20 protein-coding genes are annotated in these 24,511 nt (G+C 61.5%); 9 read left to right on the plus strand and 11 right to left on the minus strand.

The annotated features are described in order from the left end of the window. The coding region (locus H7847_RS22775) for a hypothetical protein (RefSeq protein ID WP_227271790.1) at positions 1 to 581 on the plus strand (581 nt) is incomplete at its 5' end. Positions 582 to 1,133: 552 nt separating this feature from the next. Here the strand turns inward: H7847_RS22775 and H7847_RS22780 are convergent. Continuing rightward, a complete protein-coding gene (locus tag H7847_RS22780) occupies positions 1,134 to 3,590 on the minus strand; it encodes a tetratricopeptide repeat protein (protein WP_227271791.1) in 2,457 nt (818 codons plus the stop codon). Positions 3,591 to 3,710: 120 nt separating this feature from the next. Further along, on the minus strand, positions 3,711 to 4,406 hold the full coding sequence (locus tag H7847_RS22785; RefSeq protein WP_227271792.1) for a sugar transferase: 696 nt from the start codon (positions 4,404 to 4,406) through the stop codon (positions 3,711 to 3,713). 616 nt (positions 4,407 to 5,022) lie between these two features. Here H7847_RS22785 and H7847_RS22790 point away from each other — a divergent pair. Beyond that, complete coding sequence (locus H7847_RS22790) at positions 5,023 to 6,735, plus strand: bifunctional sulfate adenylyltransferase/adenylylsulfate kinase (RefSeq protein WP_227271793.1); 1,713 nt, start codon at positions 5,023 to 5,025, stop codon at positions 6,733 to 6,735. A 16-nt stretch (positions 6,736 to 6,751) separates the two neighbouring features. Here H7847_RS22790 and H7847_RS22795 read toward each other — a convergent pair whose 3' ends face one another. From H7847_RS22795 to rfbC, 5 genes are read right to left on the minus strand one after another with little or no spacing between them, the layout of a single operon-like run. Further along, positions 6,752 to 8,125 carry a phosphomannomutase gene (locus tag H7847_RS22795; protein ID WP_227271794.1) on the minus strand — a complete coding sequence of 458 codons (1,374 nt, stop codon included), beginning with the start codon at positions 8,123 to 8,125 and terminating at the stop codon, positions 6,752 to 6,754. Between the two features lie 16 nt (positions 8,126 to 8,141). Beyond that, positions 8,142 to 9,008, minus strand: coding sequence for a glucose-1-phosphate thymidylyltransferase RfbA (rfbA, locus tag H7847_RS22800; RefSeq protein ID WP_227271795.1), 867 nt, complete (start codon positions 9,006 to 9,008; stop codon positions 8,142 to 8,144). A gap of 13 nt (positions 9,009 to 9,021) precedes the next feature. Further along, entirely contained in the window at positions 9,022 to 9,870 is an 849-nt protein-coding gene (gene rfbD, locus H7847_RS22805; protein WP_227271796.1) for a dTDP-4-dehydrorhamnose reductase, read from the minus strand. Next, positions 9,867 to 10,907 carry a dTDP-glucose 4,6-dehydratase gene (gene rfbB / locus H7847_RS22810; RefSeq protein ID WP_227271797.1) on the minus strand — a complete coding sequence of 347 codons (1,041 nt, stop codon included), beginning with the start codon at positions 10,905 to 10,907 and terminating at the stop codon, positions 9,867 to 9,869. The genes rfbD and rfbB overlap by 4 nt, the downstream gene beginning before the upstream one ends. Positions 10,908 to 10,910: 3 nt before the next feature. Next, entirely contained in the window at positions 10,911 to 11,474 is a 564-nt protein-coding gene (gene rfbC / locus H7847_RS22815; protein ID WP_227271798.1) for a dTDP-4-dehydrorhamnose 3,5-epimerase, read from the minus strand. 175 nt (positions 11,475 to 11,649) lie between these two features. Here rfbC and H7847_RS22820 point away from each other — a divergent pair, with 175 nt between their 5' ends. After that, positions 11,650 to 12,969 (plus strand): UDP-glucose dehydrogenase family protein, encoded by a 1,320-nt coding sequence (locus tag H7847_RS22820; protein WP_227271799.1) that lies wholly within the window; start codon positions 11,650 to 11,652, stop codon positions 12,967 to 12,969. 10 nt (positions 12,970 to 12,979) lie between these two features. On the opposite strand, the gene H7847_RS22825 is transcribed toward H7847_RS22820, so the two are convergent. Continuing rightward, entirely contained in the window at positions 12,980 to 14,041 is a 1,062-nt protein-coding gene (locus tag H7847_RS22825; protein ID WP_227271800.1) for a glycosyltransferase family 61 protein, read from the minus strand. A gap of 341 nt (positions 14,042 to 14,382) precedes the next feature. On the opposite strand from H7847_RS22825, the gene H7847_RS22830 reads away from it, so the two are divergent. From H7847_RS22830 to H7847_RS22855, 6 genes are all read left to right on the plus strand, one after another. Then, complete coding sequence (locus H7847_RS22830) at positions 14,383 to 15,495, plus strand: glycosyltransferase (RefSeq protein WP_227271801.1); 1,113 nt, start codon at positions 14,383 to 14,385, stop codon at positions 15,493 to 15,495. 193 nt (positions 15,496 to 15,688) lie between these two features. Then, on the plus strand, positions 15,689 to 16,789 hold the full coding sequence (locus H7847_RS22835; RefSeq protein WP_227271802.1) for a Gfo/Idh/MocA family protein: 1,101 nt from the start codon (positions 15,689 to 15,691) through the stop codon (positions 16,787 to 16,789). A gap of 23 nt (positions 16,790 to 16,812) precedes the next feature. Further along, positions 16,813 to 17,697 (plus strand): hypothetical protein, encoded by an 885-nt coding sequence (locus H7847_RS22840; protein WP_227271803.1) that lies wholly within the window; start codon positions 16,813 to 16,815, stop codon positions 17,695 to 17,697. A 3-nt stretch (positions 17,698 to 17,700) separates the two neighbouring features. After that, positions 17,701 to 18,495 carry a WecB/TagA/CpsF family glycosyltransferase gene (locus H7847_RS22845; protein ID WP_227271804.1) on the plus strand — a complete coding sequence of 265 codons (795 nt, stop codon included), beginning with the start codon at positions 17,701 to 17,703 and terminating at the stop codon, positions 18,493 to 18,495. A gap of 40 nt (positions 18,496 to 18,535) precedes the next feature. Further along, positions 18,536 to 19,306: an FkbM family methyltransferase gene (locus H7847_RS22850; protein ID WP_227271805.1), complete on the plus strand. Its 771-nt coding sequence runs from the start codon at positions 18,536 to 18,538 to the stop codon at positions 19,304 to 19,306. 35 nt (positions 19,307 to 19,341) lie between these two features. Continuing rightward, entirely contained in the window at positions 19,342 to 19,863 is a 522-nt protein-coding gene (locus tag H7847_RS22855; protein WP_227271806.1) for a DUF2867 domain-containing protein, read from the plus strand. A gap of 63 nt (positions 19,864 to 19,926) precedes the next feature. Here the strand turns inward: H7847_RS22855 and H7847_RS22860 are convergent, their stop codons facing one another. From H7847_RS22860 to H7847_RS22870, 3 genes are all read right to left on the minus strand, one after another. Next, positions 19,927 to 21,351: a mannose-1-phosphate guanylyltransferase/mannose-6-phosphate isomerase gene (locus H7847_RS22860; RefSeq protein WP_227271807.1), complete on the minus strand. Its 1,425-nt coding sequence runs from the start codon at positions 21,349 to 21,351 to the stop codon at positions 19,927 to 19,929. A 75-nt stretch (positions 21,352 to 21,426) separates the two neighbouring features. After that, the gene (xrtD, locus tag H7847_RS22865; RefSeq protein ID WP_227271808.1) at positions 21,427 to 23,031 is read right to left on the minus strand and encodes a VPLPA-CTERM-specific exosortase XrtD; all 1,605 of its coding nucleotides are present in this window, start codon (positions 23,029 to 23,031) and stop codon (positions 21,427 to 21,429) included. A gap of 201 nt (positions 23,032 to 23,232) precedes the next feature. Next, the gene (locus tag H7847_RS22870; protein ID WP_227271809.1) at positions 23,233 to 24,510 is read right to left on the minus strand and encodes a nucleotide sugar dehydrogenase; all 1,278 of its coding nucleotides are present in this window, start codon (positions 24,508 to 24,510) and stop codon (positions 23,233 to 23,235) included. Between the last annotated feature and the right edge of the window lies 1 nt (position 24,511).

Consider the following 24,511-nt stretch of genomic DNA (forward strand, 5'->3'; position numbering starts at 1 on the left):
CCGCTGCCATGTCCGCCGTGCCCGCCGTCCTGTCCTCCCGCGTCGCCATGGTCGCTGCCGTCGCCGTGGTCACCGCCATCGCCATGATCGCCGCCGTCGCCGTGGTCACCGCCGTCGCCATGGTCGCTGCCGTCGCCGTGGTCACCGCCATCGCCATGATCGCCGCCGTCGCCGTGGTCACCGCCGTCGCCATGGTCGCCGCCATCGCCGTGGTCGCCGCCATCGCCGTGGTCACCGCCGTCGCCATGATCGCCGCCATCGCCATGATCGCCGCCGTCGCCATGGTCACCGCCATCGCCATGATCGCCGCCGTCGCCATGGTCACCGCCATCGCCATGATCGCCGCCATCGCCATGGTCGCCGCCGTCGCCATGGTCGCCGCCGTCGCCATGGTCACCGCCGTCGCCATGGTCGCTGCCATCGCCATGATCGCCTTTGTCGTCATGCCCCCCGGCATCCATATGCTCGTCTGTGTCTTCTTCTTCTTCGAGGGTGACGGGCACCACGGTCTTGTTTTCTGTGTCTTTCACGTCCTCGGAACCGGTCCCACCGGCGGATGCCACGAGAGCAGCCGAGGATAAGCCTCCGATCAAGCTCAGAAATAATGCGAACATTTCAATCTCTTCCTGCAGGTCTTCGGATTCTGCTCGAATCCGTGCCGAATTTTCATTTTTTGGGAATTACCAGTCGTACAAACTCGGAACGCATGCCTTAGGGGTTAATTTTTTGTTTACCAATAAGAAGATTTTATGTTCCCCGTTTGGTATTTTGGTGAACCCCGTTTTCGAAATGGCTGCAGCGCGAGAGCGTTCGGCAGCCGCCTGTTAAAGGCATACGCATAGGCTGCCGGGTTCGAAAGCGCGCCGCATGCGGCTGGTCAAAAAGCCGCCGATGTACAAGCGGTATTCCCTAAAACACTGTAATAAAATGGTTTAATCAAGCGCCCCCAAGAAAACTGCGATCCCGGGAAAATTTTCCACGATCATTTATAAGCGATTTTGAGCCGAAAAAAAACCCGATGTGGCGGGATTTCGCCAAAAGGCAAGGCGGTCATTTTTACGGGGCAGGGGGCCTGCGCAAGGCCCCCGCTGGCTCAAGCGGTCTCGTGAAAAGAGGCTGTCGGGGCCCTTATCTCACTCCGGTGCCGCCTCCAGTGCGGTCAATTCCTGCCGGATCAGGGCGGCCACGCTCTGATCGCCGAGGGTGCCCACGGTCGCAAGCGCCTGGCTCAGCTGGGCCTGGGCCTCTTCTGTGCGCCCGGCAGCAGCATAGGCCGCGCCCAGATGGTATTGAACCCGTGCGTCATCCGGCAACCCCTGGGCTGCGGATTCCAGATAGGGCAGGGCCCCGTCCACATCGCCGGACTGGTAGAGAATCCAGCCATAGGTATCCTGAAACGCAGGCACATCGGTGCCTCTGAGCCGACGTGAAATCGTGCGCGCGCGGTCCAGGCTGGCCTCATCCGCCCGGTGGGTCGACAGCAGGCTCGCCAGGTTGTTGGCGATCACGGGGGAATTGGACATCTGCTCATACATGGATTCGTAGATTTCGATGGCCCCGTCGATATCCCCGGCGGTTTGCAGGAAAGATGCCTTGCCCCACAGCAGATCCAGCGCGCCGGGGGCTTTTTCCAGACCTTCGTCGATGATGCTGCGGGCCGTCTCCTGGTCGCCCTGGGCGGCCTTGATCCGGGCCAGCCGGACCCAGATGCTGCTCAGATCGGGGCGCTGTTCCAGAATGGCATTATATTCAGCCTCTGCGGCCTCCAGGTCCTGGGCAACCAGATGGGCCTGGGCCAGGGCATTGCGGCGGCGCAGATCCTCGGGGTTTTCCGCGACCAGCGCTCTGGCCAGTGTGATCGCCTCGTCGGTCTGCCCTGCCTGCAGCTGGCCCTGGATCAGGTTGAGCCGGGCCGTGATGTTCTCGGCACCTTCTTCCTCGGCAAGCTGTTGCAGGAAATCAAGCGCCTGATCGGCCCCGGCCTGCCGGGCCATGATACTGGCATTCAGCGCATTGGCCGCAGCCACGGCATTGGGGTCCTCGAGGTTTTCCAGCGTCTGGGCCACCCGCTGGGCGCGGGGCAGGTCTTCCAGTCTCAGGTAGATGCTGCCAAGCGCCTGCAGAATGCTCATGTTATTGGGCGCGGTGCGCAGCGAAGAGATCAGGATCTGTTCGGCCTGCACGAATTTTTCATCCGCGTTGAGGAAGTTTGCGTAAATCAGCGCGTACCGCGGCGCGTTGTTGGAGGCATCCACGGCAAGCGACAGGAAATCCTCTGTCAGCGCCCTGTCTCCGGCCCGTTCATAGGCCTGCGCCATGAGGATCATCGCATCCGCATCTTCGGAGGCGTTCTCAAGGGCGGTCCGCAGCGCGGTGATGGCCTCGGTGGTCTTGTCTTCCTGAATGAGCCAGACCGCCTGCATCTTGAGGGCAGGGGCAGAGCTTGGGTCGGCTTGCAGCACTTCTTCGACCTGACGCCGGGCCCCGACCTCATTGCCGGTGGTCACCAGCATCTCCGCGAGGGCGATCTTGGTGTTTTGCCGCTCGGTGTCGCTCAGCGTGCTTTCTTCTTTCGACAAGACCGCTTCGAGCGCGGCAATGCCCCGGTCCTGTTCACCGCCTTCAAAGCGCAGGGTGGCCAGCAGCACGCGCCAGGCATCATTGTCAGGCTCTTCTTCCAGGCTGGCCTCAAGCCGGGCGAGGGCCGCCTCGGGGCCGCGGATCGTCTGCAGGAACTGGATGATGTTGACGAAGGTCTGGTTGCGCTCCTCGCGGGTTTCGGCCTTTGCGAAGAACTCTTCGAGCAAGGCTTCGGCATCGTCGGTGCGTTCCTGGCCGAGCAGGTAGCGCAGCAGGGTCTGTTTCGGCGCGATATTGTCTGGAAAGACGTCGATCATGGTGCGCAGCTCCGCTTCGAGAGCCGCCTGCTCGCCAAGCTGGGCCAGGAACTGCAACTTGCTATTATAGAGTGTCAGGTCGTCAGGCGTTTCCGCGATGCTCTCGTCGATCAGGGCGAGGGCGGCGCGGTAGTCCTGCTTGCCGACATAGCCGTCGATGCGGATCCGGCGGATGATATCACTGTCGGGCAGGGCACGGGCCAGGGTCTCGGCCTCCTGCAGGATGGTGCTGCGCGCGGCCACGTCTTCGTCCAGCGTGGCCTGCCGGTAGTTCAGACCGATGTTGATGGCCTTGACTTCGAGATCCTCGGGCGCAAGCTCGACCGCACTGCGGCCATGCCGTTCGAATTCTTCCCAGTTGCGGCTTGTAAACGCCATCTTGGCCAGCTTGACCCGCGCCTCAAGATCGTCGGGCGCGCGTTCAACAAGTTGCAGATAACTGCGGTAGGAGGCGTTGTAGCGTCCCAGTTCTTCCTGAACTTCGGCAATCTTGCGCCGTGCCTCGATATTGTCGGCGGTCAGATTGAGCGTGTTGAGGAATTCCACCATGGCGCGCTGAGGGTCACCTTCCTCAATCAGCCTCAGGCCGTTCTCATAGTGTTCTGCGGCGCGTTCTTCGGTTGACTTACAGGCCACCAGGGCGACGCAAACCAGAACGGCAAGACATGAATTTCTGAACGCAGAGTGGGTCACGAAACAATTCTCCAAGACTATCAATGGCGCAACTTTAACGCCCAAATGCAAATAAACTCCAGTGTTCTTGGAGTTTACTGCCGTTTAAATGTTCACGATTTGACTGGGCTCAGACTGGGCTCAGTACCCGGTGCCACGCATGACAACCTTGACGGTGCGCAGCAGGACGGCAACGTCCGTGGAGAACGAAACGATCCTGTTATAGGTGTCATCGAATTTGACGCGATCGCTGAACGCGCAATCATTGCGGTCGGACACCTGCCACAGCCCTGTGATGCCGGGGCGCAGTTCGAAATAGGAGGTCCCGGAGTAGAGGTTCTTTTGCGAGGCCATCATCGGGCGGGGACCAACCAGAGACATGTCGCCGATCAGCACATTGAACAGCTGTGGCAGCTCATCGGCAGAGATCTTGCGCAGGATGCGTCCGATCGGTGTGATCCGGGGGTCATTCTTGAGCTTTTGCGTGGTTTCCCATTCGATCCGGGCGCTGCTGTTGGTGCGCAGATGCTCGGCCAGCATATCGTCCGCATTGGCAACCATCGTGCGCAGCTTGTACATCCGGAAGTTCTTGCCGAACCGTCCGACACGCTGGTGGCTGTAGATGGGGGAATGGCCGTCCCGCGCAATAAGCCCCATCAGCACAACCAGAACAGGCAGTACCACAAGACCCGCGAGCACCACCAACGTTACATCAATCGCACGTTTCGTGATATTTCTATAGAAATAAGGCTGTTTGGGCGAGCTTTCGCCAAAAAACACCTCTCGTTCCGAAATGGGTTGGCCTTGAGTACTAAAACTCTGAGTATCGAATGGCATAATAAGCCTCCCAGCTATACATTGCTGCACTTTTAAAAACTTGGGCAAGAGCGCCCGTCACTTGCGGAAGAATGTCCGCACCTTCACCGGTATGTTAATTCCATGTAATTTATTTAAAGGTCGAGATAAATTAACAGATAGATTTTGGTATTTCCAGCGATAGAACGGATTAAGAGGCGGTTTTGTCAGAGTTTTCAGCAAAGCATGCCTCAAAATCAATCAGGAGTAGAGGGTGACGGGGGTGTTTTGGCCTGTGCGTGCGATTCTCCATGAGGGGGGGTTGAGGTTTCCCAGATGATTCTTTCCCCCGCAGTCTAAAAGATTTTCATTCCGATTGACTGAACAGGCCGCGCAAGGCGCTGCCCCCCAGACAGCCCCGTGGCAAGGCCATGAGCCCGGTTTTTCCGGGTATTTTTTAACATAATTATGCTTATCGGGATCAAAATAGCAGATCTTTTTCGCTCTGGCCGCGCAGGAGCGTGACAGTTGCAATATTTTCGAGAGTGACCGGAAACTTGGCCTTGAACACGCAAGGGTCTGCCCATTAAGAGCGGCCCGAGACGGCGCGCCTTTGGGGGGAGGGTGCTATTTTGGTTTTTTCACGAGAGAGACGTTTATGAATACCCCGAACCTGTCCCCGATCCCTGAGCTTTATGTCTCCTACGAGTCTGCTCAGAAGCTGAAGCTAGAGGCCGGTGATCTGGCCAGCTGGGATCTGACCCCGCGCCAGATCTGCGATCTGGAGCTTTTGATGAATGGCGGGTTCAACCCGCTCAAAGGGTTTCTGTCAGAGGCTGACTATATCTCTGTCGTCGATACCATGCGCCTGACCGACGGGGCGCTCTGGCCGATGCCGGTCACGCTGGATGTGAATGAGGATTTCGCGGCAGGGCTCGAGATCGGGCAGGACATCGCGCTGCGCGACCAGGAAGGGGTGATCCTTGCCACCATGACCGTCACCGACCGCTGGGAGCCCAACAAGGCCCATGAGGCGGCGATGGTCTTTGGGGCGGATGATGCCGCACACCCGGCGGTGAACTACCTGCACAATCAGGCGGGCAAGATTTACCTGGGCGGCCCCGTCACGGGGATCCAGCAGCCGGTACATTATGATTTCCGCGCCCGCCGCGATACCCCCAACGAGCTGCGCGCCTATTTCCGCAAGGTCGGCTGGCGCAAGGTCGTGGCCTTCCAGACCCGCAACCCGCTGCACCGCGCGCATCAGGAGCTGACTTTCCGCGCGGCGCGCGAGGCGCAGGCCAACCTGCTCATTCACCCGGTCGTCGGCATGACCAAACCCGGTGACGTGGATCACTTCACCCGCGTGCGCTGCTACGAGGCGGTGCTGGACAAATACCCCGCTGCCACCACGTCGATGTCGCTGCTCAATCTGGCGATGCGCATGGCCGGCCCGCGCGAGGCGGTCTGGCACGGGCTCATTCGCAAAAACCACGGCTGTACCCATTTCATCGTGGGCCGCGATCACGCGGGCCCCGGCAAGAACTCCGCCGGTGAGGATTTCTACGGGCCTTACGACGCGCAGGATCTTTTCCGCGCCCATCAGGATGAGATGGGCATCGAGATGGTGGACTTTAAACACATGGTCTGGGTCGAGGACCGCGCGCAATACGAGCCCATGGACGAGATCAAGGATAAGGACAGCGTCACCATCCTGAACATCTCGGGCACCGAGCTGCGCCGCCGCCTGCAGGAAGGTCTGGAAATCCCCGAATGGTTCTCTTTCCCCGAAGTGGTGGCTGAGCTGCGCCGTACCCGCCCGCCGCGCAACCAGCAGGGCTTTACGGTGTTCTTCACCGGCTTCTCGGGCTCGGGCAAATCCACTATTGCCAATGCCCTGATGGTCAAGCTGATGGAGATGGGCGGCCGCCCCGTCACGCTGCTGGATGGCGACATCGTGCGGAAAAACCTCAGCTCCGAGCTGGGCTTCTCGAAAGAACACCGCGATCTCAACATCCGCCGCATCGGTTATGTGGCCTCCGAGATCACCAAGAACGGCGGCATCGCGATCTGTGCGCCCATTGCGCCTTATGCCACCACCCGCCGGGCGGTGCGCGAGGATGTGGAAGCCTTTGGTGCTTTCGTCGAGGTGCATGTGGCGACCTCGATCGAGGAATGCGAGCGCCGCGACCGCAAGGGGCTTTACAAGCTGGCGCGGGAAGGCAAGATCAAGGAGTTCACCGGGATTTCAGACCCTTACGATGTGCCTGAAAACCCCGAGCTCAGCGTCGAGACCGAGAATGTCGAGGTCGACAACTGTGCCCATCAGGTGCTGTTGAAGCTCGAAAGCATGGGGCTGATCTCGGGCTGATCGCGCCGGTTTCCCGTCAGAGCGCCTGCGCCAGATGATGCAGGCCCTCTGACAGCAGCGCCTGCGCCGTTTCAGGGTCTTTTGCCTCGATATAGAGCCGTAATTCGGGCGCATTTCCCGAGGGGCGGATATGCACCACGCGCCCGTCGTCCAGTGTCATCCGCACCCCGTCGGTGAGATCGCAACCGGCTTCCTGCCCGCCCAGCTTGGCCAGAAAACCCGCGCGCGCGGCGACATCCCGGCTCAGGCGCGCCACAAAGGGTTGCGTTCGGTCTTGCGGGACGTCTTGCAGCCGATCGGCCACGGTAAAAACCGGTGGCTCCTGCGCCACGCGCTGCGACAGCGGCGCCGCCCCGGCGGCGATCAACGTCATCAGCAGCGGCAGCACGCAGTCGCGGGTGGGCAGCGGCGCAAAGACCCCTGCGGGGCCCTGTGCGGCAAAGCCCAGCAGAAACCCGCCATTGGCCTCATAGCCCACGACACGCCCCGCCAGCGCTTCCATCCCGGCAATCACATATGGCGAGCCGATGCGCGTGCGCGCGACACGGGCAAACCCCTTTTGCGTCACCCCGCTGTTGGAAGAGATCGGCGTGACCACCGCCTCGGCGGCCAGCGCCTCCGCAGTGATTTGTCCCATGATGTCGCCGGGCACGATCCGGCCGGTTTCATCCGCCAGCAGCGGGCGGTCGGAATCCCCATCGGTGGAGACCAGCGCATCAAGGCGGTGCTCGGCCACCCAGGCCTTGATCTGGCGGCGCACATCGGGGGCCACCGCTTCGGTATCGACGGGGATGAAGGTGTCGGAGCGGCCAAGCTCGGTCACCTCTGCCCCCAGCCCGGTCAGGATCTCGGCCAGCAGGTCGCGGCCCACGGCGGAATGGCTGTAGAGCCCGATCCGCCGCCCGGTGAGCGCCCCTGCCCCGCAGCCTGCCACATTGCGCGCCACGAACCCAGCCCCGACAGTGTCGTCCTGTCGCAAAATCGTCTCTGATACGAGGCTTTTGGGCTTTGTGCCCAAGGCCGCGAGGATTGCGGTCTCGTGGGTTTTGGTGATCTCGCCCTGTGGGGTGTAGAACTTCAGCCCGTTGCGGTCCGCGGGGATATGGCTGCCCGTGACCATGATGGCCGCCGCCCCCTGCTGCATCGCGGCCAGGGCCAGCGCCGGCGTGGGCACGGCCCCGCAGGTGGTAACAGGAACCCCCATGCCGCGCGCGGCCTGGGTGACATCTTCGGCCAGCCGCGGCGAGGAAGGGCGCAAATCTTCGCCCACAAAAAGCCCGTGGCCGGTGTCACAGGCGGCGATAAAGGCGCGCACGTGGTCCTGTACCAGATCAGAGGTCAGCTCTGTCACCAGCCCGCGGAGCCCGCTTGTGCCGAATTTGGGCGCCATATGACGTCTCCTCCGGTCAGAGTTTGTTCAGATAGTCGCCGTAGTCGTTCTTGGTGTATTTCTGCGCCTCGCGGGCCAGATCGGCACGGCTGATCCAGCCGAGCTGAAAGGCGATCTCTTCGGGGCAGCCGATTTGCTGGCCCTGGCGCTTTTCGATGGTGCGCACGAAGTTGCCCGCATCCAGCAGCGAGCCATGCGTGCCGGTGTCGAGCCAGGCATAGCCGCGCCCCATGCGCTGCACCCGCAGGTTGCCCTCGGCCAGATACATCTCCAGAAGGGTGGTAATCTCGACCTCTCCGCGCGCCGAGGGCTTGACCGTGCGCGCCTTGGCCGGCGCCGTGCCATCAACGAAATAAAGCCCCGTGACCGCGTGGTTGGAGGGGGGCACATCCGGTTTCTCGATGATGCCGCGCACGGTGCCGCTGTCGTCGAAGTCCACCACGCCGTAGCGTTCGGGGTCTGCTACCTGGTAGCCAAAGACCGTGGCGCCGGTGGCCTGGTCGTCTGCGGCGGCCATCAGATCGGGCAGCCCGTGCCCGAAAAAGATGTTGTCTCCCAGCACCAGGGCCGATGGCGCGCCTGCCAGAAAATCCTCTGCCAGGATAAAGGCCTGGGCCAGACCGTCAGGCGAAGGCTGCTCGATATAGGTGAGTGACAGGCCCCATTGCGACCCGCCCCCCAGCATGCGCTGGAACTGCGCCTGATCCTGCGGCGTGGTGATCATGGCGATCTCGCGGATGCCGGCCAGCATCAGCACCGAAAGCGGATAGTAGATCATCGGCTTGTCGTAGATCGGCAGGAGCTGTTTGGAGACCCCCAGCGTGATCGGGTAGAGCCGTGTGCCGGACCCGCCTGCCAGAATGATGCCTTTGCGCGCTGTCATGATGTGTTCCTCGTTACGTCATCTTGAGATCGGCCAGCACCTCGGCCAGATCCTGTCGCCAGTCCGGGCGTTCGATCCCGAAGGTGGCAGTTGTCGCGCTGCAGTCAAGCCGGGCGTTCAGCGGCCGGGCGGCCGGCGTCGGGTAGGCGCTGGTGGGGATGTCTTCCACGATGGTCCCCTGCCCCGTCCGGGCAAAGATTTCCCGGGCAAACCCGGCCCAGCTGACCTCTGGCGCGCCGCTGAAATGGTAGGTGCCAGAGGTGGCGGGATCGCGCAAAAGCGTCTCTGCAATGGTGTAAACGGCCCCCGCGATGGCCCGCGCAGAGGTGGGCCCGCCGATCTGATCGGCGACAATGGTCAGCCTGTCGCGGTCCGCGCCCAGTCGCAGCATGGTCTTGACGAAGTTGTTGCCATGGGCGGAAAACACCCAGGCCGTGCGCAGGATCGCATGGGCCCCGTCGGCCCGCCGTACGCCCTGCTCACCGCCCAGCTTGCTGGCCCCGTAGACGCCAAGCGGGCCGGTGGCGGCCCCCGGAGGCCAGGGGTCCGTGCCGGCGCCGTCAAAGACATAATCGGTGGAGATATGCACAAACGGCAGCCCGCGCGCGGCGGCGGCGGCGGCCATGGCCGCAGGGGCCATGGCGTTGACGATCATGGCCGTGTCGCGGTCTTCTTCGGCGCGGTCGACGGCGGTGTAGGCAGCAGCGTTGATCACGGCCTCTGCGTCGGTCTTGGTAATCAGGGCCTCGCAGGCCCCGGGGTCCGTCAGATCCGCCTCATCGCGCCCCAGACAGGTGACCCCGTCAAAGCGCGCCAGTTCCGTGGCGACCTGGCCCGTCTTGCCAAAGACCAGAACCTTCATGCGCGGGCCCCGAGACGTTGCCCCACACCGTCGCGGTCCTGCAGGGCGCGCCACCAGGCCTCATTCTCGAGATACCAGGTGACGGTCTTTTCCAGACCCTGTTCCAATGTGACCGAGGGCCGCCAGCCCAGCTCGCTGGCAATCCGTGTGGGGTCGATCGCATAGCGCAAATCATGGCCCGGACGGTCCGCCACAAAGGTGATCTGCTCTGCATAAGGCGTCTCTTTGGGCCGTTTAGTATCTAATATCGTGCAGATCATCTGCACGATGTCGATGTTGCGCGCCTCATTCTCGCCGCCGATGTTGTAGCTGCGCCCCAGCGTGCCTTTTTGCAGCACGGTCAGCAGCGCATCGGCGTGGTCTTCGACGTAAAGCCAGTCGCGCACGTTCAGCCCCGCGCCGTAGACGGGGATCTCCTTGCCCGCCAGCGCGTTCAGGATCACCACGGGGATCAGCTTTTCAGGAAAATGATAGGGCCCGTAGTTATTCGAGCAATTGGTCATCACGATCGGAAGACCGTAGGTTTCGTGCCAGGCCCGTACCAGGTGATCGCTGGCGGCCTTGGAGGCCGAATAGGGGCTGCGCGGATCGTAGGGCGTGGTTTCGGTGAACTGGCCGGTGTCGCCCAGGGAGCCAAAAACCTCATCGGTGGAGATATGGTGGAACCGAAACCCTTCGGGTTTATTCTGCGCCGTCCAATAGGCGCGCGCGGCCTCCAGCAGGTGATAGGTGCCGGTGATATTGGTCTCGATGAAGGTGCCCGGCCCGTCGATGGAGCGGTCCACATGGCTTTCGGCGGCCAGATGCATCACCGCGTCGGGGGCGTGTCTGGCAAAAACAGCGTCCAGGGCCGCGCGGTCCCGGATATCTGCGTGTTCAAAACGGTAATCGGGTCTGTCCGCGACGCTGGCCACGTTGTCCAGACAGGCCGCATAGGTCAGCGCATCGAGGTTGACGACCGCATGCCCCTGGGCGATGGCGGCCCGGACAACGGCAGATCCGATAAACCCGGCCCCCCCGGTCACAAGCAGTTTCATAGATTATCCTTCATAGACAAACGGGCTGTCGAAATCGGCCAATCCGGGGGCCGCCGCGTCCTTTTCAGACAAAACAGGCTCCAAACCGCCCAATCCCCAGTCGATCCCGATCTGCGGGCAATCAAAGCGCACCGCCCCGTCACAGTCGGGCGCATAGACGTCAGAGCATTTATAGATGATCTCGGTGTCGGGCTGGCGTGTGGCAAACCCATGCAGAAACCCTGCCGGGATCAGCAGCTGGCGACCGTTTTCAAAGCTCAGCTCTTCCCCGATCCACTGGCCATAGGTGGGCGAGCCGCGCCGGATGTCCACCGCCACGTCAAAAAGCGCGCCGCGCCCGCAGCGCACCAGCTTGTCCTGGGCATGGGGCGGGGCCTGAAAGTGCAGGCCCCGCACGGTGCCCACCTGCATCGAGAGCGAATGGTTGTCCTGCACCCAATCGAAATGGAAACCGGCCCCGGCCATGGCGCGCTGGCTCCAGCTCTCGCTGAAGAACCCGCGGGCATCGCCAAACCGTTTGGGGGTCAGGATGAAGACATCCGCCAGCTTTGTCGTCTCGACCTGCACAAGCAATTCCTATTCTCGCAGCTCTCCCCCCTCGTCCCATTAGCAATGCGCTTAAGATGTGTCACCCCAAAAGCGTGTTCGCGCCGTTCTTGCGGGGGGACGTGCCCCTTCGAGTTGACAGGGGACCCCCCTTGCCGCATCACCTTTGCAACAGCCATATGCAGGAGAGCGCGCAGTGAAAATTGCAATGATTGGGACAGGATACGTGGGTCTGGTATCCGGTGTGTGCTTTTCGGATTTCGGCCATGAGGTGGTCTGTGTCGACAAGGATCCCGCCAAGCTTGAAAAACTCAATGCCGGCCAAGTGCCGATCTACGAGCCGGGTCTGGATGATCTGATGGCGCGCAATGTGGCGGCAGGCCGGTTGTCGTTTTCGGGGGATCTGGCGGCGGCGGTGGAGGGCGCGGAAGCTGTCTTTATCGCGGTGGGCACGCCCACGCGGCGCGGTGACGGGCATGCGGATCTGACCTATGTGATGTCCGCCGCCGAAGAGATCGCCCGCGCGCTGACCGGCTATGCGGTTGTGGTGACGAAATCCACCGTGCCGGTGGGCACCAACCGCAAGGTGGCCGAGACCATTGCCGCGGTGAACGCGGAGGCCGAATTTGACGTGGCCTCGAACCCGGAGTTTCTGCGCGAAGGGGCGGCGATTGACGACTTCATGCGCCCCGACCGCATCGTCGTCGGCGTCGAAAGCGACCGCGCGGCAGAGATCATGCAGGCGATCTACCAGCCTTTGTACCTGCGCGATTTCCCGATCATGACCACCGATCTGGAAAGCGCTGAGATGATCAAATATGCCGCCAACGCCTTTCTGGCCACCAAGATCACCTTCATCAACGAAATCGCCGCCCTGTGTGAACGCACCGGGGCGGACGTCAAGATGGTCTCCAAGGGGATCGGGATGGACGGGCGCATCGGGGCCAAGTTCCTGCATGCAGGTCCGGGCTACGGCGGGTCGTGCTTTCCCAAGGATACCTCCGCGCTGGCACGCATCGGGCAGGATCATGCTGTCCCGATGCAGCTGACCGAGACTGTCATCAAGGTCAACGAAGAGGTCAAACGCCGCATGATAGAGAAGGTTTTCGACCTGTGTGGCGGGTCGGTGAACGGCAAGAAGATCGCCGTGCTGGGGGTGACGTTCAAACCCAACACGGACGATATGCGCGATGCGCCGTCTCTGGTCATTGTGCCGGCACTGGTGGGCAATGGGGCGTCGGTGCGCGTGGTCGATCCGCAGGGGTTCCGCGAAGGCGAAGCACTCTTGCCGGGGGTGACGTGGGTCGAAGACGTCTACGAGGCGGCCAAGGGCGCTGATGCCATCGTGCTGCTGACCGAATGGAACGAATTCCGCGCCCTGGACCTCGGGCGGCTGGTCGAAGAGATGGCCAGCCCGATGATGGCCGATCTGCGCAATATCTATTCCGCGCAACAGGCCCGGGCGAGCGGCTTTCAGGGCTATACCTCGATCGGACGCCGGGACGAGGTGGCCTGAGCGGCAGCGCTCAGGGGGGCTGCGCGGCAAAATGGGCCTGACAGGCCTCGATCCGGGTGCCGATTTCAGCGGCGCAGAGCCCATCGACCCGGATCACGCCGAAATTCCGCACCCCCATGCCCGCGGCGACAAACAGCGTGTTGTTGACCCACCAGTCGTCGACCACCAGTTCGATCACCGTGCTGGGGGCCCAGAACATGATGTTGAGCAGGCCCGATCCGTGATCGCCGATCACGGTCTCGGCCTCCTGACCGTAATCAGCGGCGGTTGTCGTATTGAGGTCGGCCTGGCGGATCACCCGCCCCCCGATGGATCTGACATACGCGGCGGCGGCGTCACTGGGAAACTGCCGCGTGACGGTCTCACCGGTCAGATCAAAGCGCCCCAGATAGGACACCGACCCCGGCGTGGGTGGCGTGGGCGTGACGGCAAACGCGGTGCGAAAGGCCGCCACATCCTGCGGCGAGAAATAGAATTTCGGGTTCGGCTTGCGCAGCACGAAAGCCTTTTCGATGTGGTACCAGCCGGTTGCCGCGATCCAGTTGATCCCCGCCCGGTCCAGATCACGCCGGACATAGCTTTTCTGCGCCAGCGCCTGCGGGATCAGCACCGGCACATCGGGGAAACCCACCGACAGCAGGGTGCCCAGGTAGCAATGCACCCAGTCCCCGTAAGAATAGAGATAGTCACATTCGACCACGGCACAGGCGGGGAGCGTCTGCGCGCGCGCAGGCGGGCGGGCGCGCAGATCGCTCAGCCGGATCGGCTGGACGCTGAATTTCTCGACCAGGCACCCGCCGACCCAGGCCATGCCGCCCGGGGCATAAAACAGATCCGGCACCTCTTCATAGGCCGGTCGGGGCGGGCAAAACGCCAGGCGGGTCTCTTTCTGCGGTCCCATCTCTGCGGACGTGCCGACCCGATGGCCAAAAAAGGGCACCGTCTCGCAGGGCTGTGTCAGGTTGTCTGATGGCGACAGGGGCCGAAAGCGCCCGGCCCGCGCGAACCCTCGAAAGAGCCCTGATTTGACAAGATGCTTGATCCTGGCCTTGGGACTTCTCCAGTCGTCCATATGGGTTTTCATACTCCTGTGCTGGCCCTGCAAGAGAGATCCGCAAAGCGGTCGGAACCTGCCCGGTCGGGGGCACAGGGCAGGTCTATCGTTTCTGACGGTGCTCTGTGAAGCGTTCAAAACCGGGGGGCGCACAAGAGCGTGGACTGTGCTCTTTGCGCCCATGCCGTGGATGCCCTGTTTGCCGGGGGGCGTTGCTCTGGAAAAATCTGTATTTTCCTGTACTGGCTTTCACGGCCACACATATGCCTGCCGGGCAGGTTGGTTTAAGTCAAAGGTTCCGGCGGCGCGGATGTTCCGATATCTGCCAGCCGCTGGTCATATAAGGTTTTGAGATGCGTATGATCGGAGATGTCCTGGCACGCCGCCGCCTGTCAAAAGGCACACGCCGGATCGCCGCGGCCTGGATGGCGCGCCCTTTCACGCGGGGAACCGGGCGCCGGGTTGTTGCCTTCCACGATCCCAACCGGATCAGCTATTCACAGCTCTATCCGTTTTTCCACTATCGCAAGGCCTTACACGCGCGGTTTGGCGTCACCCTGCGCGCCTACCCCTTTCAGGATTTGCTGACGGGAAAACTTGCCCCTGTGCCGCAGGCGGATGACATCCTGCTGCAACCCTGGTTCACGGTGCCCCCCGAGGCGCTTGCCGAGGTTTGCACGCGTTTGCGACAGGCCAATCCTGACGCGCGCATTTCCTTTCTGGACAGCTATGCCCATAACGATCTGCGCCTCTCGGCCCATCTGCCCGATGATCTGAGTTTTTACGTGAAAAAGTCTCTGTACAAGGATTTTGCGCACTACAGGACCTGTTACCGGGACACCTACCTGTCCGGCCACTACGCTGAATTTTACGATGTCGACGGCCCGTTCAAGGACTTCCGTGCACCGGAAGGCGTCCTTGAAAAACTGCGCCTGTCCCCCAATTTTTTTACAGCCCCGCATCTGATCGGCGGGTTTATGGCCCCGGTCCCCCCGCCCCAGGACGGGCGCACCCTGGATGTGCAGGCCCGGCTCGCGGTCACCGGTTCACCCTGGTATCAGGCCATGCGGCAGCATGCGCGCACCCTGGTGGCCGGGCTGGAGGGTGTTTCCGTCTCGGGAACCGATCTGCTGTCTTTGCCACAGTTCAACGCGGAACTGCGCCGCGCGCGCCTGTGTTTCAGCCCCTTTGGCTATGGCGAGCTTTGCTGGCGCGATATCGAGGCCATTCAGGCAGGGGCTGTTCTGATCAAGCAGGACATGAGCCATCTGCGGACCCTGCCCGATCTTTATGAACCGGGGGTCACCTACCTGCCGGTCAAGTGGGATTTCAGCGATCTCGAAGAGGTCGTGCGCACCGCATTGGCGGATGACGATCTGCGTGTGCGTCTCAGCCAGGAAGCGTTCCGCCGTGTCTCGGCCTATGTCTCGAACGCCCGGTTTGTGGAGGATGTCGGGTTTCTTTTCGAGTAGATCAATCTAGTTTCGGTTGCTAAGTGCAGGATCCTGAAAAACCTCGTTTGTCTTCTTTGCCCGGAGGGTCGGCATGTTGTTCCGTTTGCCGCAAAAACGTCGTGGGAATGACACCAATTGTAATGGATTGTTGCGTACATGCCGGTTAGGGACGGGTGACGCGTGAAATCAAGGTAATCGGAAAGGCTGATCCATGCAGGACAAGATCAAGATCGCTGTCGTGGGGCTGGGAAAGATGGGGCTGTCTCATTTTTCGATGGTGCGGGCCCATCCAAACGCCGAGACGATCGCCTGTGACGCCACGGGGTTTCTGGTGGATGTGCTCAGCAAGAATATCCCCGGCCTGACGGTGCACCGCAAATACGACAGGCTGCTGGAGACCGAAGACCTCGATGCGGTGGTGATTGCAACGCCCTCGCGGATGCATGACACGATGGTGCGCGCGGCTCTTGAACGCGACATCCATGTGTTTTGCGAAAAACCCTTCTGTCTCGACTGGCGCACGGCCGAGGCCCTGGCGGATCTGGCAGAGGCCAGGGGGCTGGTGAACCAGGTGGGCTACCACTACCGCTACGTGGGGGCCTTTCAGCACATGAAAAAGCTGCTGGAGGCCGGGGCCATCGGCAGGGTGACCCACGTGCAGGCCGAAGCCTACGGGCCTGTCGTGCTGCGCGAGAACAAGAAAAGCTGGCGCAATCAGAAATCCGAGGGCGGCGGGTGTCTTTATGACTATGCAGCGCATCCGCTCAACCTGCTGAACTGGTTCTTTGGCGCGCCCACGGAGGTGTCGGGCTCGGTGCTCAGCTCGATCTTTTCGCGCGATACCGATGATGCGGTGCTCTCGACACTGCAATTCGGTGCGGTGCCTGCCCAGCTCTCGGTGAACTGGAGCGACGAATCGCACCGCAAGATGAGCACCAAGATCACCATGATCGGTACAAACGGGCGGCTTTATGCGGACCGGCAGGAATGTCAGCTGTTCCTGCGCGAGGTGCCCGAGACCTTGTCCGGGTATGAAAAGGGCTGGACGGTGAAATACACCACCGAGCTGACCGAAGACCCGTGGTTCTATCTGCGCGGCGAGGAGTATTCCAACCAGCTTGACGGCTTCATCCAGGCGGTGCGCGCCAAGCGCGGGGCCGCGGAGGAAAATGATTTCCGCTCCGCCGCGCTGACCGACAAGAGCATCGCGATGATTCTGGAGGACAATGCCCGCAGCCCGCAAGCCGCCGCGGCCCCTGCCCCGTCACCGGCACAGGCCGGGCGCAAGCGCAGCTGGTTCGGGCGGGCCTGAGCATGAGCAAGGAGACACATGTCATGGACCGTCTGCTTTTTGGCGACAACCAGTTTTTCGGCATCAACCACATGTCCGAGGAAAAAGCCCGCGCCCAGTCGATGCGCTTTCAGGACACGCAGGCGATCATGGAGGTGCTCGATATCGCTTATGACGAGGGCATTCGCACCTTCATGTGCACCACCCATGACCGGGTCAGCCAGATCTGCGATGTGGTGCGCGCCAATCCCGGGCGCTATCGCGATTTCATCTTTTACCCCTGCATGCCCTACGCCCATAAATACGCCAATGCAGTGACGGATCACGGCATGGTCGGGGCGGTGACCCATTTCATGCCGGATGACGGGCTGATGAAGACGATGCTCTCGGGCGGCAAGGCGCTGGCCTCGAAGGACGTCGAAGGCATCGTCAAGATCCTCATCGATGTGGAGATGAAGATGTTTGCCGGTCTCGACACGCCGGTGATCTTCTTGCAGAACGTCTTTACGGATCTTCTGCTCGGCATGGGGTTCAACCGGGCGTTCCGCATCTTTCACGATCACGTCCGGCAGAAATACGGGGCCGAGCCCGGCTACATCACCATGAACATGCCGATGCTGCTCGACGTGCTGGAAGAGCAAGGCATCGAGAACCCGGTGATCTGCTCCAACATCAACAAGATCGGCTTTCGCATGGCCGGCGGTCTGGAGCGCTATCTGGAGGTGCTCAGGACCCGCAAGCTGCAGGCCATCGCCATGTCGGTCTATGCCTCGGGCGCGATCCCGGCCGAAGAGGCGATCTCCTGGATCGGTGATCTGCCCAACGTGCAGTCCATCGTCTTTGGCGCCTCCTCGGGCGGCAATATCCGCAACACCCGCGATCTGGTCCAGACCCATATGGGCCCCGTGACAGCCCCCGGAGTGGCCTGAGCGATGCAACAGTCAACAGACGCCGCAGCCCCCGCGCAGGACTACCCCCGGGTCGAGATGCTCAACGCCTATGTGCATGACCTCTCGATGGAGGAGCTGGTCGAGAATTTCGATGAAGGTCTCCTGCTGACGCTGCATGTGGACATGATCATGAAGCTGCAGCAGGACAAGGAATTCTACGACATTCTCGGGGCCTTCGACATCATCACCTGTGACAGTCAGATCATGTATTTCGCCACCAAGTTCCTCGGCCACCCGGTGCAGGAACGGGTCTCGGGGTCGGATTACTTCCCCAAATTCTACAGGCACCACAAGGACAACCCCGACATGACCGTCTTTCTGCTGGGCGGCAAGCCGGGCATCGCGGAGAGGGCGGCACAGAACATCAACGCCAAGGTCGGGCGCGCCTTTATCCCTGGCTGCTACGCGCCGGCGTTCAATTTCGAGGATGACCCGGCCGAGATCGACCGCATGATCGAAGCGGTGAATGCGTCCGGGGCCACCGCCTGTCTGGTGGGTCTGGGCGGCGGGCGACAGGAAAAATTCATCGTGAAATACCGCGACCGGATGCCGGGCGTAAAGCTCTGGCTGCCTTTGGGCGGGACGATCGACTACGAAAGCGGCACCTTTGCGCGCCCGCCCACCTGGATCACCGAAGGCGGGCTGGAATGGCTCTACCGGCTCGTCAAGGAGCCGCGGGCGCGGTTTCATCGCTATGTGATCCACGAGCCGCCGTTTCTCTGGGCGGTGCTCAAGCAGAAATTGGGCCTGTACAAGAACCCCTTTGGCGGCGTTTAATAAGAAGCATATTTTTTTGCTTCATTACAGAGCCATTTATATGAAATCGACCATTACCAGGGGTCTGAAAGCGGTTTTGCCGCAGTCTTCGGCGGATAGTCTCTTTCGTCTTGGTGTTAAACTGGCCCCCGAGGAATTCCGGCGCGTCGCTTTCGAGACCGCCTTTGCACCTGAAATGAATCTCGCGCTGCGCAAGCTGGCCGCCCGGGGGTTTGCCCCGCGCAGGATCGCGGATGTGGGCTCGTTTCACGGCGACTGGTCGCGCATGGTCAAGGCCATCTGGCCTGCCGCCGAACTGGAAATGATCGAGGCCAATACCGACAAGCGCGAGACCCTCGAGCCGGTGGCGCAGGAGCTGGGCGCGCAGGTGCATTTCGCCCTTCTGGGCCCGCAGGACGGTCAGGAGGTGGTGTTTCACGTCATGGAAAGCGGCTCTTCGGTGCTGGAGGAAAACAGCCCCCTCGACCGGCGCACCGAGACCCGGGCGACCCGGACGCTCGACACGGTTCTGGCCGGGCGGCAGGTCGATCTGCTGAAACTGGACGTGCAGGGGTTCGAGCTGGAGGTGCTGAAAGGCGGTGCCGGGACCCTGAAACAGAGCCAGGCGCTCATTCTCGAAGTATCACTGCTGGAGATCAACAAGGGCGCGCCGCTCTTTGCCGAAGTTGTGGGCTTCATGCATGCCCGCGGCTTTGAGGTCTGCGATATCCTTGAGCTGCACCGCCGCCCGCTCGACAAGGCCACCAACCAGGTCGACATCCTGTTTGTGCCCAGTGCTTCCGCGTTTCTGGCCGACAAACGCCATTTCTGAGCGGCCCGCGCTCAGATCGCCGGTTTGAGCCCTTCTTGTCTTATGCTGCGCCGCCACACTACAATGTTGTCATGATTTGCCTTGCCGATAGCAATGTGCGCGTTCTCGAAGCTGTCGAAACACTTGACTATTTCGATAGCCAAACTGTTCAATTGGCCAGACATATAGCGCCTTTGGATGCTTGGAACTTGATCATGGAAGACCCGCAATCGATGTTGAGACTCGCGTTCAGAGTACGTGACATGGTGTCAAGCTTGTTCGGCGTGAAGTCGATCGGTGGCTTCAGCGGGAACCCTGCCAAAGCTGTAACTGTCGGAGACCACCTTGATTTTTTCCTTGTGGAATACGTTGATAGCGATACCCTCGTTCTTACAGAAAGAGACCGCCATCTTGATGTGATGACATGTATCTCAACTGACGGGCCGTCTATTTCCATTACATCTTCAGTGCGGGTGCATAACCGGTTTGGACAGGCGTATATGATCCCTGTTGGGATTGCTCATAAGTCAATTGTAAGAAACATGTTAAACCAATTGAGGCGCAAACTTTCCGACTGAGCCGAAGGTCGGGTTTTCCCGCAAAGCAGACATCGCCAATCGCATTGACACCCGGTTTTCCCGTCAGTCGCGGGCGTAGATGTCCTCGTAGCGGACGATATCGTCTTCGCCCAGGTAGGGGCCGGTCTGCACTTCGATCAGCACCATGTCGAGCTTGCCGGGGTTTTCCATGCGGTGCACGGCCCCCAGCGGGATATAGACGCTTTCGTTCTCGCCCACGAGCTTGACCGCATCGTTGACCGTGACCTTTGCCGTGCCCTGCACCACGATCCAATGCTCCGAGCGGTGGTGGTGGCTTTGCAGGCTGAGCGCGGCCCCAGGGTGCACCACGATCCGTTTCACCTGAAAGCGGCTGCCGGTCACAAGGCTCTCGAACCAGCCCCAGGGGCGATGATCGATGGGAAACTCCGTGGCCTGTTTGGCATTTTTCGCCTTGAGAGCGGCGACGGCTTCCTTGACCCGCTGGCCTTCGGATTTGCGCGCCACCAGCACCGCGTCCGGCATGGCGATGGCCACGATATCCTCCAGCCCGATGCCGACAACTTCGAGGTTTTGCGCCTCGCTGCGCAGCAGGGTGTCGGTGCAATCGATGGCCGTGGCGTTGTCAGAACAGACGTTGCCCGCCGCATCCGGGCCGGTCTGCAGCCAGACCGCCTCCCAGCCGCCCAGATCGGACCAGTCGCCGCTGAACGGCATCACCGAAAGATTATCGGCCTTTTCCATGATCGCGTAATCGATCGAGATATCCGCCACCTCCGCCCAGGGTTCAGGCGCCAGCCGGGTAAAGCTCAGATCGGTTTCGGCACTTTCGACAGCAGCGCGCACAGTCTCTAACAAGGCGGGCGCATGGGTTTCGTAAGCCGCAATCACCGCGCGGGCGGAGAACAGGAAGATGCCTGCGTTCCACAGGAAATGCCCCGCCGCCAGCATCTCGCGGGCCTGGGCCTCACCCGGTTTTTCGACAAAGCGCGCCAGAGGCTGCGGGGTGGTGTCTGAGCCGGCCTCTGCGGCCAGCTCCAGATAGCCGTAGCCTGTCTCGGGGCGGGTCGGCGTGATGCCAAAGGTGACCAGATCGCCCTGTGCGGCCCGCGGCAGCGCGGCGGCAACGGCGGCCTGAAAGGCCTCTGCATCGGGGATGACGTGATCGGACGGTGCCACCAGCATCAGCGCCTGCGGATCGCGCGCGGCCAGCCACAGGGCTGCGGCCAGCACCGCAGGGGCGGTGTTGCGCCCCTCGGGCTCAATCAGGATGGCCTGGGCGGCCTGTTCGATCGCGGCCAGCTGTTCTGAGACGATAAAGCGGAAATGATCGCCGGTGACCACAAGCGGGGCGGCGTATTCAGGTCCCGACAACCGGCGCGCGGAGGCCTGAAACAGGCTCTGATCCCCGATCAGGGGCGCGAACTGCTTGGGATAGGATTTGCGCGACAGGGGCCACAGGCGGGTGCCCGCCCCTCCGCACAACAGGACTGGATGCAATTTAGCCATGTATTTGAGGCCCTGACAGATTGTTTGCAGACGTCAGGGCAGATACAAGCGCAGCTGCCCTGTCCCGAGAATGGGTTACCCTTCCGGTATGAACCGCGGCAACGGTTCCTGCAAGGCATCCAGCATGGATTTCAGGCGCGCTTCAGCCTGCGCCTCCTCTTCGTCGGGGGCGATGATGGTGGTCAGCCGGACCAGGGCCCCATCGGTGCGGCCGGTGCGGATTCCATCCACCATGAGCCACCACTTCGCCTCGAAATCCCAGGCGATCTTGCGGCTTTTCTGCTGGAACCAGTAATAGACCATCATGCGGGCCTCACCCTTCTGGATGATCGCGCGGTTGATCTCGAAGGGTGTATCGGTTCCCATCGTCTGCGAGATATCGGTCCGTTCCAGCCAGGCGATCTCCCAGCCCGCACCCGGCAGACAGATCTCGGGGCTGTGCACGCCGCCCTGGCTCTGGTCGTCATACCAGGCCATGAAGAGACCCACCAGCGGCGTCCCCTCGGATACGGCAAAGTTCACCTGGTGATAGTCATCCGCGCCCAGAACGTTTTCGATGCCGGGGCTGAGCTTGGTGGCGCGCCCGACCTGGGACCAGTCCTCCAGCTGGCGCGGGAAGAGCACAAAGCTGTCGCGTTCGATCTTGGTCATGCCGCGCTCCGGCATGGCCTGCAGGGACAGGGCCGCGGCGATCATGAAGACACCCGAGAACACCAGCGCGCGCGAGGGTTGCACCAGCCGCAGCCGCATGGCCTGCGTGCCCAGCCCGTCGGTTTCCAGATCCAGCGCCTCTGTCAGGGACATCTTTTCGCGCTGCAGTTTCAGCATGATCCAGGCCAGCAGGAACAGGATGAGAATACAGGAGATAAAGATCACCCAGCCTTCGAAGAAATGCGTAAAGCCGTCGAGCCATTCGACCCCGTAACGCTGGGCGATCACGCCTGCGACGGCAATCCGGACGGAGTTCATCAGCACGGTGATGGGCGCCGCCGAGATCAGCAGCACCGCCTTGTGCCACATCGGCCCTTTGTAGAGTACCGCAAAGATGTAGGAAAAGCTGAGGATCGGGAAGAGATAGCGCAGCCCCGAGCAGGCCTCGGCCACATGCAGTTTCAGCACGCCCAGATCGATGATGTTGCCATCCAGAAAGACCGGCACGCTCATCAGTTGCAGGAACCAGACGCCCAGCTCCGAGGAGATGAACTGCAGCCAGGCCGACATCTTGTAATAGAGCACGCCCGGCAGCGGCAGCATGTAGACAAGGTGCAACACAGGGGGCCAGAAATACTTGCCCGTGCGCCAGCCAAAGCTGATGAGCAGCAGCCCCCCGACCCAGAGGATCAGCGCATAGGCCACGATATCGTCGATGTTGGACAGAATACCCAGGGTGCCCATGGTCATCGCCAGCAGGACAACAAACACACCGGGCAGGCGGTCGCTCACTGATCCGTGGTTTTCGGGAAACTCTTTGAGTTGACGCAGGAACAGCAGCGCCGACAGAACCGGGATCAGCGGCCCGTGGCTGTACTCGGGCAATTGCCAGGCCACCAGCAGCGCATTGAGGCCGTCGGAAAAGAAGATCAGCGCGCCAATAATGGCCGCAACAAGCCAGAACATGCCCCAGGACATGAAATTTTCGAGAAACCTGACAGGTTTTAAAGTGTTGTTCAAAACCGACATCAACTACCACCTAAACTAAAAATTTGATTCCAATTGCCGCGGAACATATCATTTCGCCCCGCCTGCTCATAGCGGGTAACGGCGCGTTGGCGAAGATGTTATCACGAAAATGCGCCTTTTTTTGGTGTTTTCGGGCGCGGCGCTCCCCAAAACCCAGGACAGCTCTTCTGCCCGCCGGGTTCTGGCGGGGAGCAGGGTAATCTAAAGCCTCAACACCCGTGGATCGCGTGGCAGGACCGCTTTGACATCGAAAATCACCGGCGCGCCGGAGAAAAGCGGCAAGAGCGCTGCAAGCCCGCCGGCGCGGAACGCGTCATGCGCCACCGCAAGCACGATGGCGTCATAACGGCCCTTAACAGGCTCTGATATAGGCGTTAGACCCAATTGCGTTGTCACCTCTTCGGCCTCGGCCACCGGATCATGCACATCCACGGTGATGTCATAGCTTTCCAACTCGGTGACCACGTCCAGAACGCGCGTGTTGCGCAGGTCGGGGACGTTTTCCTTGAAGGTCAGCCCCATCACAAGGACCCGCGCGCCTTTCACGCGGAGGTCATCGCAAATCATCCGGCGCACCAGCCGCCCCGCAATCTCGCGGCCCATGCCGTCGTTGATCCGGCGCCCGGCGAGCACCATCTCGGGATGATAGCCGAGGCTCTGCGCCTTGTAGGTCAGGTAATAGGGGTCAACACCGATGCAGTGCCCGCCCACCAGACCGGGGCGATAGGGCTGGAAGTTCCACTTGGTGCCCGCCGCCTCCAGCACATCCGTGGTATCAAGCCCCATCCGGTCGAAAATCAGGGCCAGCTCGTTGATGAGGGCGATGTTGACGTCCCGCTGGGTGTTCTCGATAACCTTGGCGGCCTCGGCCACCCTGATGGAGGGGGCCAGATAGGTGCCGGCCGTGATGATCGAGGCATAAAGCTGCTCGACAAAGGCTGCCACCGCCGGGGTCGAGCCGGAGACCACTTTCAGAATATCCGCAAGCCGGTGGGTGCGGTCACCGGGATTGATCCGCTCGGGGCTGTAACCGGCAAAGAAATCCCGGTTAAGCCGCAGCCCCGAGGCCGCCTCGATCACCGGCACGCAGTCTTCTTCGGTGGCGCCGGGATAGACGGTGCTTTCGAAAATCACTGTATCGCCCGGAGAGATGACCTGCCCCACCGTCTCGGAGGCGCGCAGCAGCGGCCCCAGATCCGGGCGCTTCATGATGTCGATCGGGGTGGGCACGGTCACGATATAGACGTTGCAGACCGCCAGATCAGCGATCTGCGTGCTGTAGGTCAGCCGGGTGGCCGCCGCGCGCTCGGCGCTGTCGGTTTCCTGCGTGCTGTCCTTGCCCGCCCGCAAGGCGTCGATCCGGGCGGTATCGATATCAAAGCCGATCACGGGATATGCCCGCCCGAAGGCCACCGCCAGAGGCAGGCCGACATAACCCAGCCCGATGACGGCAATTTTCACCTCGCTGAGCGGCGGCATT

The organism is Roseobacter weihaiensis, assembly GCF_020622345.1.
Taxonomy (GTDB): Bacteria; Pseudomonadota; Alphaproteobacteria; order Rhodobacterales; family Rhodobacteraceae; genus Roseobacter; species Roseobacter weihaiensis.